General features: G+C 68.1%; 14 protein-coding genes. 6 read left to right on the top strand and 8 right to left on the bottom strand.

From position 1 onward, the window contains the following. Positions 1-92 precede the first annotated feature (92 nt). From AB0L60_RS30865 to AB0L60_RS30855, 3 genes are read right to left on the bottom strand one after another with little or no spacing between them, the layout of a single operon-like run. A complete protein-coding gene (locus AB0L60_RS30865; RefSeq protein ID WP_364621029.1) occupies positions 93-683 on the bottom strand; it encodes a VOC family protein in 591 nt (196 codons plus the stop codon). Continuing rightward, positions 683-2,710: an NADPH-dependent 2,4-dienoyl-CoA reductase gene (locus tag AB0L60_RS30860; protein WP_364621026.1), complete on the bottom strand. Its 2,028-nt coding sequence runs from the start codon at positions 2,708-2,710 to the stop codon at positions 683-685. Before AB0L60_RS30860 ends, AB0L60_RS30865 begins: the two co-directional genes overlap by 1 nt. Continuing rightward, positions 2,707-3,285 (bottom strand): PadR family transcriptional regulator, encoded by a 579-nt coding sequence (locus tag AB0L60_RS30855; RefSeq protein ID WP_364621024.1) that lies wholly within the window; start codon positions 3,283-3,285, stop codon positions 2,707-2,709. Before AB0L60_RS30855 ends, AB0L60_RS30860 begins: the two co-directional genes overlap by 4 nt. A 92-nt stretch (positions 3,286-3,377) precedes the next feature. Here AB0L60_RS30855 and AB0L60_RS30850 point away from each other — a divergent pair, with 92 nt between their 5' ends. Beyond that, positions 3,378-3,641: a hypothetical protein gene (locus AB0L60_RS30850; protein ID WP_364621022.1), complete on the top strand. Its 264-nt coding sequence runs from the start codon at positions 3,378-3,380 to the stop codon at positions 3,639-3,641. A gap of 70 nt (positions 3,642-3,711) precedes the next feature. Here the strand turns inward: AB0L60_RS30850 and AB0L60_RS30845 are convergent, their stop codons facing one another. Further along, entirely contained in the window at positions 3,712-4,146 is a 435-nt protein-coding gene (locus AB0L60_RS30845; RefSeq protein ID WP_364621020.1) for a flavodoxin family protein, read from the bottom strand. 394 nt (positions 4,147-4,540) lie between these two features. Here AB0L60_RS30845 and AB0L60_RS30840 point away from each other — a divergent pair, with 394 nt between their 5' ends. Beyond that, positions 4,541-4,744, top strand: a complete 204-nt coding sequence (locus tag AB0L60_RS30840; RefSeq protein ID WP_040813159.1) for a cold-shock protein — start codon at positions 4,541-4,543, stop codon at positions 4,742-4,744. Between the two features lie 74 nt (positions 4,745-4,818). On the opposite strand, the gene AB0L60_RS30835 is transcribed toward AB0L60_RS30840, so the two are convergent. Together AB0L60_RS30835 and AB0L60_RS30830 are read right to left on the bottom strand one after the other, a co-directional pair. Next, a complete protein-coding gene (locus tag AB0L60_RS30835) occupies positions 4,819-5,562 on the bottom strand; it encodes a hypothetical protein (RefSeq protein WP_364621016.1) in 744 nt (247 codons plus the stop codon). 2 nt (positions 5,563-5,564) lie between these two features. Next, entirely contained in the window at positions 5,565-6,506 is a 942-nt protein-coding gene (locus tag AB0L60_RS30830; RefSeq protein WP_364621013.1) for an ATP-binding cassette domain-containing protein, read from the bottom strand. Between the two features lie 108 nt (positions 6,507-6,614). On the opposite strand from AB0L60_RS30830, the gene AB0L60_RS30825 reads away from it, so the two are divergent. Continuing rightward, positions 6,615-7,787 carry a histidine kinase gene (locus AB0L60_RS30825; protein ID WP_364621010.1) on the top strand — a complete coding sequence of 391 codons (1,173 nt, stop codon included), beginning with the start codon at positions 6,615-6,617 and terminating at the stop codon, positions 7,785-7,787. 4 nt (positions 7,788-7,791) lie between these two features. After that, positions 7,792-8,439, top strand: coding sequence for a response regulator transcription factor (locus tag AB0L60_RS30820; RefSeq protein ID WP_364621007.1), 648 nt, complete (start codon positions 7,792-7,794; stop codon positions 8,437-8,439). A 16-nt stretch (positions 8,440-8,455) separates the two neighbouring features. On the opposite strand, the gene AB0L60_RS30815 is transcribed toward AB0L60_RS30820, so the two are convergent. Next, entirely contained in the window at positions 8,456-9,880 is a 1,425-nt protein-coding gene (locus AB0L60_RS30815) for an MFS transporter (RefSeq protein ID WP_364621004.1), read from the bottom strand. 102 nt (positions 9,881-9,982) lie between these two features. On the opposite strand from AB0L60_RS30815, the gene AB0L60_RS30810 reads away from it, so the two are divergent. After that, on the top strand, positions 9,983-10,948 hold the full coding sequence (locus tag AB0L60_RS30810) for a helix-turn-helix transcriptional regulator (RefSeq protein WP_364621001.1): 966 nt from the start codon (positions 9,983-9,985) through the stop codon (positions 10,946-10,948). 242 nt (positions 10,949-11,190) lie between these two features. Then, entirely contained in the window at positions 11,191-12,525 is a 1,335-nt protein-coding gene (locus AB0L60_RS30805; protein ID WP_364620998.1) for an MFS transporter, read from the top strand. A gap of 20 nt (positions 12,526-12,545) precedes the next feature. Here the strand turns inward: AB0L60_RS30805 and AB0L60_RS30800 are convergent, their stop codons facing one another. Continuing rightward, positions 12,546-13,157 (bottom strand): TetR family transcriptional regulator, encoded by a 612-nt coding sequence (locus AB0L60_RS30800; RefSeq protein ID WP_364620995.1) that lies wholly within the window; start codon positions 13,155-13,157, stop codon positions 12,546-12,548. Positions 13,158-13,295 lie beyond the last annotated feature (138 nt).

Below are 13,295 nucleotides of genomic sequence, written 5' to 3'. Positions count from 1 at the left end.
CGCGATCATGGCAGGGTGGTACGACATTCCCGACCATCTGAATCGGTTGGTGTATCGGTCATTTCGGATTCCGGCGGAAATGTCGTGACCGGTCACTTGCGGGGCTTGGGCTCCATGAAGGCGATGCCCCAGTTCAGGTGACCGTGCCACACGCTGGCTATGCGGCCGCCCTGGACAGCGGGTTTGGGGTCGCCGATGGGGCCGCCTGCGGCGCGGACGGCGGCGACGGTGGCGTCCAGGTCGGGGGACAGGAAGGCGACGCCGGTCAGGGCGGGCGCGCGGCCGGAGGACACGGCCTCGATGAACGGTTCGCCGACCCGATAGAAGGCCATTTCAGGTCCTTCCGGGCCGCGCGGGAAGAAGCGCCGGCGCGGCGGGACGCCCAGGACGGCGGTCAGATCGGCGACGGCGTCGTCCAGATCGGGCACCCAGTAGACGACGTGATCGACGGTGGTCACGCTGTTCGGATGCACCGGCATGGAATCAGCTTCGGGCGTAGTCGATTCCAGGTACGGGATGCCGAGTGATTCGGGGGCGGCATGGGTTTCGTCGAAGCCCCAGGCGGGCTCGCCCAGGGTGCAGGCGACGCGGCCGATCTGCACTCGGCCGCCGCTGACGGTGAAACCCAGTGCCGCCCAGGACTGCTCGTCTCCGGGCAGTCCCAGGCGAGTGAGGTTCGGCATTACAGGGCCGCCGCCAGCCGGGTGCCCTGGTTGATGGCACGCTTGGCGTCGAGTTCGGCGGCCAGGTCGGCGCCGCCGATGAGGTGCACCTTCACGCCCGCGTTCTGCAGCGGCTCGTGCAGGTCGCGCACGGATTCCTGGCCCGCGCACAGGATCACGTTGTCGCACTCGATGATCTGCGGGCGCTGGCGCTTCTCGCCGAAGCTGATGTGCAGGCCGCGGTCGTCGATGCGCTCGTAGTTGACGCCGCCGATCTGCTCGACGCCCTTGGCCTTGACCGCGGCCCGGTGCACCCAGCCGGTGGTCTTGCCCAGTCCCTTGCCGAAGGAGGACGACTTGCGCTGCAGCAGCACCACTTCCCGGGCGGCGGGGGAGGGCCTGGGGGTGGTGACGAAGCCGGGGACGGTGGGATCGTCGGAGACGCCCCACTCTTCCTTCCACTCGTCGAGCTTGAGGCTGGGATGTCCTTCGACGGTGAGGAATTCGCTCACGTCGAAGCCGATGCCGCCGGCGCCGATGACCGCCACCTTCTTGCCCACCGGCTTGCCGTCGCGCACCAGCTCGGCGTAGGTGAGCACCTTCGGGTGGTCGATGCCGGGGATATTGGGGATGCGCGGCTTCACGCCGGTGGCCAGGATGACCTCGTCGTAACCGCCGGCGATGAGCTGCTCGGCGGTGGCCCGGGTCTCGAGAAGCACACGCACACCGGTGATTTCGAGCTGCCGGGTGTAGTAGCGCAGGGTCTCGTTGAACTCTTCCTTGCCCGGGATCCGGCGGGCGATGTCGAATTGCCCGCCGATCTTGTCGTCGGACTCGAACAGGTCCACGCGATGCCCGCGCTGGGCCAGGCTGACCGCGGCCGAGAGTCCGGCCGGGCCCGCGCCCACGACGGCGAACTTCCGGGTCCGGCGGGTGGGCAGCAGCTTCAGCTCGGTCTCGTGCCCGGCGCGCGGATTCAGCAGGCACGACACGGTTTTGGCCTGGAAGGCGTGGTCCAGGCAGGCCTGGTTGCAGGCGATGCAGGTATTGATCTCGTCCCCCCGCGCGTCCTGGGCCTTGCGCGCCCAGTCCGGGTCGGCGAGCAGCGGGCGGGCCAGCGACACCAGGTCGGAGTCGCCACGGGTGAGGATCTCCTCGGCGGTCTCCGGCATATTGATGCGGTTGGACGCGCACACCGGAATGTTCACGAGGTCCTTGACCTTCGCGGTCCACTCCACGAACGCCGCACGCGGCACCGAGGTGACGATGGTGGGCACCCGGGCCTCGTGCCAGCCGATGTCGGTATTGATGATGGTGGCGCCGGCGGCCTCCACATCCTGTGCGACGGCGGCGATTTCGTCCCAGGTCTGGCCCTTCTCCACGAAGTCGGCCATGGACAGGCGGAAGACGATGATGAAGTCCGGTCCGACCGCCTTGCGCACCCGGCGCACGATCTCGCCCGCGATGCGGCGGCGGTTCTCCGGCGAGCCGCCCCACTTGTCCTTGCGCTTGTTGGTGCGCTCGGCCAGGAACTGGTTGATGAAATAGCCTTCACCACCCATGATTTCGACGCCGTCATACCCGGCGAACTTGGCCAGGTAGGCGCAGCGCGCGTAGTCGTCGATGGTCTCCTCGACGCCCTTGGACGAGAGCGCGCGGGGCTTGAACGGGTTGATGGGGGCCTTGATGGCGGAGGCGGACACGCTGGTCGGCATGTAGGAGTAGCGGCCCGCGTGCAGGATCTGCAGCGCGATCTTGCCGCCCTCCGCGTGCACCGCCTTGGTGATGGCACGGTGCCGGTAGGCCTCGGTCTTGTTGGTCAGCTTGGCGCCGAAGGGCAGCAGCCAGCCGGTGCGGTTGGGGGCGTAGCCGCCCGTGATGATCAGTCCGACACCGCCTTTGGCCCGCTCGGCGAAGTAGGCGGCCAGCCGGTTGATGTGCCAGGCCCGATCCTCGAGGCCGGTGTGCATGGAACCCATGACCACGCGATTGCGCAGCGTGGTGAATCCCAGGTCCAGGGGTTCGAAGAGGTGCGGGTACGCGCTCATCGCTGAGAGCCTTTCGGTTCGGACGCCTGCGACCGGGCTGAGTCGCGCTCGAGGGCGTCGAGTACTTCCTCGCACCAGTCGACGATTCCCTCCTCGACGCGGATGCCGCCGCGCAGGACGAGGTACTGATGCAGCTTGGGGCCGGTGAGCTGGTCCGGCGCGGGGTAGTCCTTCTTCTCGAAGGTGCGGTACAGGTCGAGCCGGTGCGCGTGCTGGTCGCGGTGGCGCTGCACCTCGGCGGTGAGCGCGCCGACATCACCGAGGGAGGCGGCTCGCAGCTTCACGCCGAGTTCGTTGCGCATGGGTTCCAGATCGGCGGGTTCGGCGATCCAGCGGATCAGTTCGGCCCGGCCGGCGTCGGAGACGGTGTAGACCTTCTTGTCCGGGCGGCCCTCCTGGGCCACGGTCTCCGCGATGACCCAGCCCTGCTCGTCCATGCGCTTGAGCACGCGATAGATCTGCTGGTGGGTAGCGTTCCAGAAGAATCCGATGGATTTGTCGAAACGGCGCGCGAGGTCGTATCCCGAGCTGGCACGTTCGGTCAGCGATACCAGCAGCGCGTGTTCGAGGGCCATCCCGCCAGGGTAACTGGGACGAGTCGTATTATGCAATTCAGTGCATAAGATGTCGCTGTGGCCCGGACTCGCCGGTCGCCCTGCGCATCAAGTTGGTCGGCGGCTCCGGCATCGCCGCGGGCGGGCTGAACGTCTTCTACGAGTACTTCGGCATCAAGGCGCCGGACGGCCAGAGTGCGGTGGCCGATATCCGCGGCCCCATCGACGAATTGCTCAACCGCAACCAAACCATCGACAAGGCGGACAATGTCGTCGTGTTCGTGGTCCCCGCGTCGACAACCGGCTCCTATGCGGTCAGCTACGACGCGACCAAGGGGGCGGGCGCCGCACCCACCTTCTCCTTCGCGGTCAGCTGAAAAGCCCTGCGCGCCCGGGTCTTTCCGGATCCAAAACAGACTCGAGCGCGCTTGTTCGGCGTCGTCGTGCTCACAGTCCGCGGGCGAAGGCCCGCGCCGCCTCGAGATCACCGGCATCCGGCCGCCCCTTGTTGACGCCGCCGACCACTCGCAGTGGAGCCCAGGTGTCGAACGCGCGAACCGAGAAGGTGTCGACCATGTCGAACCCCGCGCGCCGGACCAGCCGTGTCATCGGCCACAGTTGCGGCGGAAACCCGCTGGTGGCGAACACGAATGCCCTGCCGCGCTCCGCTTTCGGCAGCGACCGTACGAACCCGCGCAGCCGGGGGTGGAACATCTGGTTGAAGATCCCCGATCCGAACCCGACCAGGTCGTACTCCCCGAGTGAGCTCACCTCGACCTGCTCGGGTTCCAGGACCGTGGCCTCGAGTACCTCGCCCATGGCCTCCGCCACCCGCCGCGTATTGCCATGTGACACCGAAACACACACGATCAGGGCCTTCATCACAACGCTCCTTCGCTACCCGCATCGATCGGACATGCACGGAGACGCCACCCGCGTCTCGACCGTGACATCGAAGCGGTGTGTCAGCCGTCATAGGGCTCGCACTCTTGGGCTGGTGCCGGTGTGGCGACGGCCAATTCTGGTGGTCATGGTTCCGTCGATCACTTTGAAACTATGGCATTTCATATATGCCGGGATGTCAATTCGGAGCAGACCGCAGGTCGAGTGCACTGCCATGTTGCTTCCCGTGCCCGGTGCGGAGGCCGTCGCCGTCGGCACGTGGGACGCCGCTGATCGGGGCGTTGCTGACCAGCTTGCGGGAGTGTGACATGCTGGTAGCGAGCACGGGTTGTTGATGTGATCGCTCGGCTCGCAACAGGGAGATTTAAAAAGAATGTCGCAAGGCAGTGTGAAGTGGTTTAACGGCGAAAAGGGCTTCGGGTTCATTGCGCAGGACGGCGGCGGCCCCGACGTTTTCGTCCACTACTCCGAGATTGCCGGCTCCGGTTTCAAGTCCCTCGACGAGGGCCAGCGGGTCGAGTTCGAGATCGGCCAGGGCCAGAAGGGTCCGCAGGCGCAGAACGTCCGCGCCATCTAGGAGCCGACACAACACCTAACCCGCGCCGACCGGCGCGGGTTTCGTGCTTTTTTCGAGGCGTTGCGCTGCTGAAGTCAGAAATCTCTGCGGCGCAGGGTCTCCCATCCGGCCCATATCGCGGCGGCCGCCCAGACGCCGGTGACGGCGAGGCCGGTCCAGGGGCCGAGGGTTCCCGAGGGGGTATGGACGAGTGCCTGCCTGCCCGCCCGGTCGGGGAGGAACTGGATGAGGCCGCCGTCGCGGGTGACGTCGCCGAGAGTGAACGACAGCAGCAGGACCACGGGTACGAGAATTCCCATGGCGGCCATAGCGTTTCGGAACACGGTCGCCAGGCCGGCGGCGAACAGTGCGATCAGTGCGAGATAGAGTGCGCAGCCGATGATCGCGCGCCACGCCGCCGGATCCTCGGCCCGCACCCGCTGCTCTCCCAGCAGTGGTTGCCCGACGAAGAAACACAGCGCCGCGGTCGGCAGACCGGCCAGTAGCGTGCTGGCGCCGATCACCATGAGGTTCGCCGAATAGACCAGGCCGCGCCGCGGTACCGCCGCGAACCAGATGCGCGCTCCGTTGCTCCTGAACTGCGCTGCCGCACAGACGGCTCCGACACAGATAGCGGCGAGCTGACCGAAATTGATTCCGTAGAACGAGATCAGCAGCGCATCGAAACCCGGTTTGCCCGCATCGTGCCTGCCGAGGCTGGCGGTCCCGGTCAGCGAAAACCCCACGGTGGCCGCGAACATCAGTGCGACCAGGCCGCTCAGCACCGGCAGCGATCGGGCCTTGATCCATTCGGAGCGCAGGACAGCTGTGAAAGACATTGTCACATCACCTTTTCCGGTGTCGCCGGGGTCGAAGCGGAGGCTGCGAACTCGGTGGCATCCGCCGTCAAAGCGAGGTACGCCTGCTCCAAAGTTCCTGACTCGTCGGCAAGTTCGAGGACCGGGACCCCGGCCCGGACGAGCAGTGGACCGACCGCGTCGACCCGGGCCCCGTGGACATACCAGCGCCCCGAATCGCCCGCGACAGGATCGAAGCCGGCGTCGGTCAGCACGGTGTGCAACGGTTCGGGGGAGTCGGTGCGAATCCGGACCCGCGGCCGGGCATGGCGATCGATGAAGTCGTCGAGGCCGGTGTCGGCGAGGACCCTGCCCCGACCCAGCACCACGAGATGGTCTGCGAAGGAGGCGGTTTCGGTCATCAGATGGCTGGAGACGAACACCGTCCGGCCCTCGTCGGCAAGGCTGCGCAGAGTGCTGCGCAGCCAGATGATGCCCTCCGGGTCGAGTCCGTTGGACGGCTCGTCGAGCATCAGGATCGGCGGATCGCCCAGCAGCGCGGCGGCGATCCCGAGCCGCTGACGCATACCCAGCGAGAACGTCCTGATCCGTTTGCCGGCCACCGTCTCGAGACCGACTGCTCCCAGCACGTCGTCCACGCGCCGGCGGGGAATCCCCTCCGCGGCGGCGAGTGCCGACAGGTGTGCGAACGCGGTCCGGCTCGAATGCATCGCGAAGGGGTCGAGGAGTGCGCCGATCAGACGCTGTGGACGGCGCGCGTCGGTGAATGGGCGACCGGCCACCGTCGCACGGCCCGAGGTCGGCCGATCGAGGCCGAGCACGAGCCGCATCGTGGTGGATTTGCCTGCGCCATTGGGACCGAGGAAACCGGTGACCCGGCCCGGCCGCACCGAGCAGGTGACCCGGTCCAGCACCCGCTTCGGGCCGTAGTCCTTGGTGAGCTCGTGAAGGTCGATGGTGGTCATGGACCTCAGCCTGGTTTCGCATCGGGGTCGTGTCCTCCCGCTGCCGGGTGAATCGTCTCCCCAATTCGGGGGAGCCGAGCCCCGGGAGGCGGCTGGCACGATGAAGCCATGATCAGTTCGGTCGCGTCACGGTTTTCCGATCCGGTGACGTACTCGCGCGGGCTGCATCTGGCGCTGCCGCTCGCCATCGTGGCACTGTGGCTGTATATCGACCGCACCCACTGGTACCTGCCCGCGGCGCTCGCCGTACCGGTCGGGCTGATCCCTGCGACACGCCTGGCGGAGGGTCTGCAGGCACAGCTGTTCCTGGTAAACCGCGAACACGGTGCGCCCCAGCGTTCGATCACGGCCACCCGTTCGGTGGACCGGTCGGATCGATGGCGGACCGTGTTGTGGCTGGAAGTCCGGCTCGGGCTGAGTGTGATCCTGCTGGCGACGTGTGTGCCGGCCGTGCTGCTCACCCGGGACCTGGTGCGCGCGGCGACCGGGAGCCCGCCCGCCCACGACGCCATCGTGCGAATCACGCACCCGCACTGGTGGTTCGGGCTGCTGATACCGGTGACCATCGCTCTGCTCGGCATCGTCGTCATCGGCCTGGGCGACCTGGTCACCGTCGCGGCGCGCACGCTGCTGGCGCCGTCCGCCGCGCAGCGGCTGCGAGCCCTGGAGGAGAGCACCGAGCGACTGCTGGAACACAATCGGATCGCGCGCGAACTGCACGATTCGATCGGCCATGCCCTGACCGCCGCGGTCCTGCAGGCCGGCGCCGCGCGAGCGGCCGGTGACCCCGAGTTCACCGAACGCGCTCTGACCGCCATCGAGGACACCGGGCGGGCCGCGCTGGAGGATCTGGATCGGGTTCTGCTCGTGCTGCGCGAGCCCCACCGTCCGATCCATGAGAGACCGACCCTCGCGGACGCCGAGCGGCTGTTCGAAGCAGCCCGGTCCGCAGGTGCGACGGTCGACGCCGCCGTAATCGGTCCGCTGCATCGGATTCCGGGTCCGGTCTCGCGGGAGGGCTACCGAATCCTGCAGGAGGCCATCACCAATGCCATGCGCCATGCCGGACGGGTGCCGATCGAGGTTCGGGTGCTGTCCGGGCCGGACCGGCTCGACCTCGATATCGCCAACGAGCTGATCGGCCCGATATCCGCCGGCGCCGGAACCGGGCTCCGCGGCATTCGCGAGCGTGCCGAACTGCTGGGCGGATCGGTGCGGCTGGGTGCCGAGGACGGCAGGTGGCGGGTGCGGGTCGAGCTGCCGGTCCAGGCTCGAGGGTGATCGAATGCCGGTGACAGTTCTGCTCGTCGACGATGAACCACTCGCTCGCGCGGGCCTGCGCGCGATCCTCGACGCTCAGCCCGACATCGAGGTGATCGGCGAGGCCGCCGACGGCGTGACCGTCGTTTCGCTGTGCAGACAGCTGAACCCCGATGTGATCGCCATGGATGTGCGAATGCCGTTGATGGACGGCATCGAGACCACCCGCGCCATCCTGCGTTCCACGGCGCGGCCACCGAAGATCCTGGTGATCACCACGTACGAGAACGACGATTATGTCTACGCTGCCCTGCGCGCCGGCGCCGACGGGTTCCTTCTCAAACGTGCCCGCCCGGCCGAAATCGCCAACGCGGTACGGACTGTCGCAGTCGGGGATTCGCTGCTGTATCCCGCCGCCGTCCGCGCGCTCGCTCACGGGCGCGGGAATCCCCGCGCCCGTGAGCAACTCGTTCGCGCCGGCCTTACCGACCGTGAGGAAACCGTTCTCCTGCTGATGACCCGCGGACTGTCGAACCGGGAAATCGCCGACCAACTCCACATCGGAGCCGAGACCGTCAAGACCCACGTCAGTGGGATCCTCACCAAACTCGACGCCCGGGACCGCACCCAGGCGGTGATCCTGGCCTACGAATCCGGCTTCGTCGACCGCTGATTCGAATCCCGAGCCGTCAGCGGGCGGCCCTGACCGCGAGGGCCGCGGCGACCAGGACGGTGATGCCCTCGGCCGTGGCGGTGGCGCCGACGGCGGAGGCAGCGGAGAGGGCGGTGGAACCGGCGAGGGTGAGAAATGCGGTGCCGAAGGCAGCCACGCCGATCACGACGCCCAATTGGACGCACGTGACGAGGATGCCGCTGGCGTCGGCGGCCAGGGCGAGGGGGATCCTGCTGGTAGCGCGGGCCATGAGGGGGCTGAAGGCGAGGCCGTATCCGATGCCCATCACGCCGAAGACGGTCAGTTCGAGCGCGCCGATGTCGCGGCCGCCACGCATCTGCAGGCCCATGACGATGGTGGTCAGGGCGGCGATCAGCAGGCCGGTGGGAATCATCGCGCGGTGGAAGCGGGCGGGGATGCGGGTCCAATTCAGGCTCACCAGGCCGAAAGTCACGCCATTGGGGAGGAACAGGAGTCCGGCGTGCAGAGCGCTGTAGCCGAGGGTGGACTGGAGATGGATGGTGAGGACGAAGACCCAGCCGCCGAAGGTGCACATGACCAGGAACAGGGTGGCCGCGGTGAGCACCAGGCCGGGGGCCCGTAGCACGCGGTCGGCGAAGAGCGGTTCCCCGCCGCGGCGGTGCACCCAGCGCTCGACCAGGGCGAAGGCGCCGAAGCCGAAAGCGGACGCGCCCAGGGCGATTCGGGTCCACAGCGGCCAATCCTGTTCGTGCCCGAGCACCAGCGGCACGACCAGCGCCAGCACCGAGCCGGTCAGGACGGCCAGACCGGCCAGGTCGAGTTTGCGGTCCACGCCGGTCGTGACGGCCGGCAGGATGCGCGGAGCGGCGGCGAGCAGTGCCAGGCCGATCGGCACGTTCACCAGAAACACACCGCGCCAGCCGGTTCCGGCGATATCGCTGCTCACGATGAGGCCGCCGAGGATCTGACCGACGACCATGCCGCCGGAGATGACGGTCGCGTAGGCCGACAGCGCCCGCGCCCGGGCGGGTCCGGTGAAGGAGCGCTGCAGGATGGTCATCACCTGCGGCACCATGGCCGCCGATCCGACGCCCTGCAGGAACCGGAAGACGATGAGCGCCCCGGAACTCCAGGCCAGCCCGCACGCCAGCGAGGCGAGGGTGAACAGCGCCAGTCCGGTGACGAACAGGGTGCGCTGCCCGAACCGGTCACCCAGCCGCGCGCCGGTCACCAGCAGCACCGCGTACGCGATCACGTATCCGGAGACGATGAGCTGCAGCCCGGAACCGGTGGCGTGCAGGGAGGTTCGGATGGAGGGGATGGCGACGTTCACGATGGAGGCGTCGAGTACGGCCATGAACTGGCCGAGCAGGATGACGGTCAGGACTGCGAGGGGACGTCGGACGGCTACCGGGGCGGGAGCCGCCGCGGGTGGAGACTGGGTCAGGCTCTGTGTCATGGGAATCAGCGTGCGCGGCGGCCGAAACGGCGGACAGGAGTCTGTTTATACGGGTACTGGCACCACCTGGATACCCTTAGCGATTACCGCCACCATGGAGGCATGGTGTCAGGAGCGGGATGCGGCGATCTCATCGAGTCGAGTGTTACCGAAGCGTCCGTGCGCAACGGTGATTCGCGGTCGGTGCGCAAGGTGCGCCGGGTGGAGCTGTCGACGTTCCTCAAGTCGCGGCGGGCGCGTATCCGCCCGGAGGCTGTCGGCCTGCCCGCGGGCGCCCGCCGGCGCACCCCGGGGCTGCGGCGTGAGGAGGTGGCGCAGCTGGCCGGGGTGGGGATCACGTGGTACACCTGGCTCGAGCAGGGGCGCGACATCAATTGCAGTGTCCAGGTGCTGGATGCGATCGCCCGGGCGCTGTGCCTGGACGGCGCGGAGCACGCGCACCTGTACCGGCTCGCCGACGTCCCGACCGCGCCGACGCCGATCACCGAGGAGCTGGTGCCCGAGGAGGTGCAGATCATCCTCGACCACATGCACCCGCTGCCCGCCGCCCTGTTCAGCGCCAAATACGATGTGCTGGCCTGCAATACCGCCTACGCGACGATGTATCCGACGTTCATGAGCGGCTCCCGGAACGTGCTGCGCAAGGTCTTCCTGGCCGACGAGTGCTGCACGCCCTACCCGCCACACTCGGAGCCGGACCACCTGGCCCGCATGGTCGGCTACCTGCGCGCCGCGTACGCCCGCAACCTCGGCGACCCCGAATGGGTGGAATTCATCGACGACATGGTCTCGGCGAGCCCGCATTTCGCGGAACTCTGGGCGCGTAACGACGTCGCCCTCCCGCTGGGCCGCACCCGCATCATCCGCAACCTCGCCATCGGCGAACTCGAGATGTACATGACCAGCATGTCGCTACCGTCCATCGCAGGCGCGTGGATGCAGGTCTGGACGCCATCCGGCGCCGCGGCCTGGGACAAACTCCACGCCCTGCTGGCCATGACCCCCGAAGACCGCCGCCGCCCCTGGGCCGACCACGTCGAGCGAGTCCACAACCGCGTTCTGATCTGACCGAGCCGCATTCCCAGCTGACAGAGCTGCCCGGCGCCGATCGGCCGGCACGCACCGGCTGGAAGCCCTTCGGGCCGGGGCGAATCCGGGCCCGGCCGCCGGTCCGCACTGATTCCGGACGCGAGATCCGGTCCCCCTGGAGCGTGGTCGATGCTGCGCGCAGCCCGGGGTCTCTGCGGACGGCGGGACCACGTGCGTGAATGTTGTGCCGAATTCCGGTTCGGTCGCCTAGTCTGCGCTGCATGACCGAGCGCGCGGGCGAAATCACCGTCGGGCAGGCGACCGGGCGGGCGACGGTGCTGGCGTGGGGGTTCTGGGACTGGGCGGGCGCGGCGTTCAACGCGGTGATCCTGACCTTCGTGTTCTCGGTGTATCTGACCGACAAGGTGGGCAAGGATCTGCCGGGCGGGATCTCGCCCAGCGCCTGGCTGGGGTGGGCGCTGGGAGCGGCGGGCTTGGTGGTGGCGGTGACCGCGCCGGTGGCCGGGCAGTGGTTCGACGCCACCGCCAGACGCAAGCTGGCGCTGGGACTGCTGACCTCGCTGACGGTGCTGGTGATGGCGGCCATGTTCTTCGTGCACGGCGACTACCACTACCTGTGGCTGGGATTGGCCCTGCTGGGCGTGGGTTCGGCGACGTTCGAGCTCTCGCATGTGCCGTACTTCGCCATGCTGCGGCAGGTGTCCACGCCCGCCAATGTCGGGCGGGTGTCCGGGTTCGGCTGGGCCATGGGCTATTTCGGCGGGATCATCCTGCTACTGATCAGCTATGCCGGCTTCATCGCGGGAAAGGGCGACTATCGCGGACTGCTCGGCGTGCCGATCGAGGACGGGCTGAACATCCGCCTGGTCGCGGTGCTGGCGGCGGTCTGGTTCGCCGGATTCGCGGTGCCGCTGTTCCTGTTCGTTCCCGAGGTGCCGCGCACCACGGCCGATCCCGGTGCGGCGGTGCGGGGCCGGTCGTTCCTGCGCTCGTACGGGGTGCTCTTCCGCGACATCCGGGAACTGTGGCGCGTCGATCGGCGCACCGTGGCGTTCCTGCTGGCCAGCGCGGTGTTCCGGGACGGCCTGGCCGGGGTGTTCACCTTCGGCGCGATCCTGGCGGTGCGGGTGTACGGCATCGCGGACTCGGATGTGCTGCTGTTCGGCATTGCCGCGAATGTGGTTGCGGCCCTGGGCGCGCTGGTCGGCGGCCGATTCGACGACCGCACGGGCCCGAAGGCGGTGATCGTCGCCTCGCTGGCGGGCATGATCGTGTGCGGAGCGTTCCTGCTGGTGCTGTCCGGTCCGCTCATGTTCTGGATCTTCGGCCTGGCGCTGACCGTATTCGTCGGCCCCGCACAGGCTTCCGCACGCTCGTTCCTGGCCCGGGTGTCCCCGCCCGGCCGCGAGGGGCAGATGTTCGGGCTCTACGCCACCACGGGGCGCGCCGTATCCTTCCTGGCCCCGACTCTTTTCGGCTTCTTCGTCTGGGCGTTCGACGCCGAGCGGGCGGGAATCGTTGGCCTGCTACTCGTCTTGATCGTCGGCCTGATGCTCTTGCTGCCGGTGCGCGGAGATGATGTGCGCGGCCGCTGATTTCAGGGGCTACCCATCCCCTATCCGGGCCGCCACGCGCCCATGCCGAGCGCGATGAGCCGCACCTGCAGCACCGCACGCTCCACGGTCCGCACGCTCTCCCGGGATTCGGCCATCAGGTAGTCGGCGATCCGGTCGGCGACCGTGGACACGATGAGGTCCGCGGCCAGCTCCAGATCATCGGGCGACCACGCGTCCAGCGCCCGCACCCGAGACAGGTCGACCACCAATTCCCGTACGATGAGCTGCATTTCGACCGCGATGGCCCCGCGCAGCGCGGCCGAGCCGCCGTGGCGTTCGCGAATCAGGAAGCCCCACAGGTCGCGCTTCCCGTCGACCTGCTCGAAGACGAAGCGCACGGTCTGCGCCAGCGTCGCGTGCGGGGTGCGCCGCATTTCCCGTAGCGCCAGGCGCAATTGGCGCACGCCCTCCTCGACCAGGGTGGTGCCGAGTTCGTCGAGTGAGGCGAAGTGCCGGTAGAAGGCGGTCGGCACGATGCCGGCCGAGCGTGCGATCTCACGCAGGGACAGCGCCGCGAAGCCGCGGTCCGCGGCCAGGGCGAGGGTGCCGTCGAGTAGCGCCGCGCGGGTGCGCTCCTTGCGCTCGCCTCGGGTAGCTGCCTGCTCGCTCATCTCGATCACCATACATGCGTTCACATTCGTTCCATTCGCAAGATGTCGTGTGGGTCACACGAACTGCCGGTTGAACTGGAGTGGCTTCACCCGGCACACTATCTCAGTGTACAGATGTGCACCGAAATGGAACTCGGG

The organism is Nocardia sp. NPDC051981 (assembly GCF_040680715.1).
Taxonomy (GTDB): domain Bacteria; phylum Actinomycetota; class Actinomycetes; order Mycobacteriales; family Mycobacteriaceae; genus Nocardia.
Note: the sequence above shows the minus strand (reverse complement) of the source record. Positions and strands in the feature narration are given on the sequence as shown.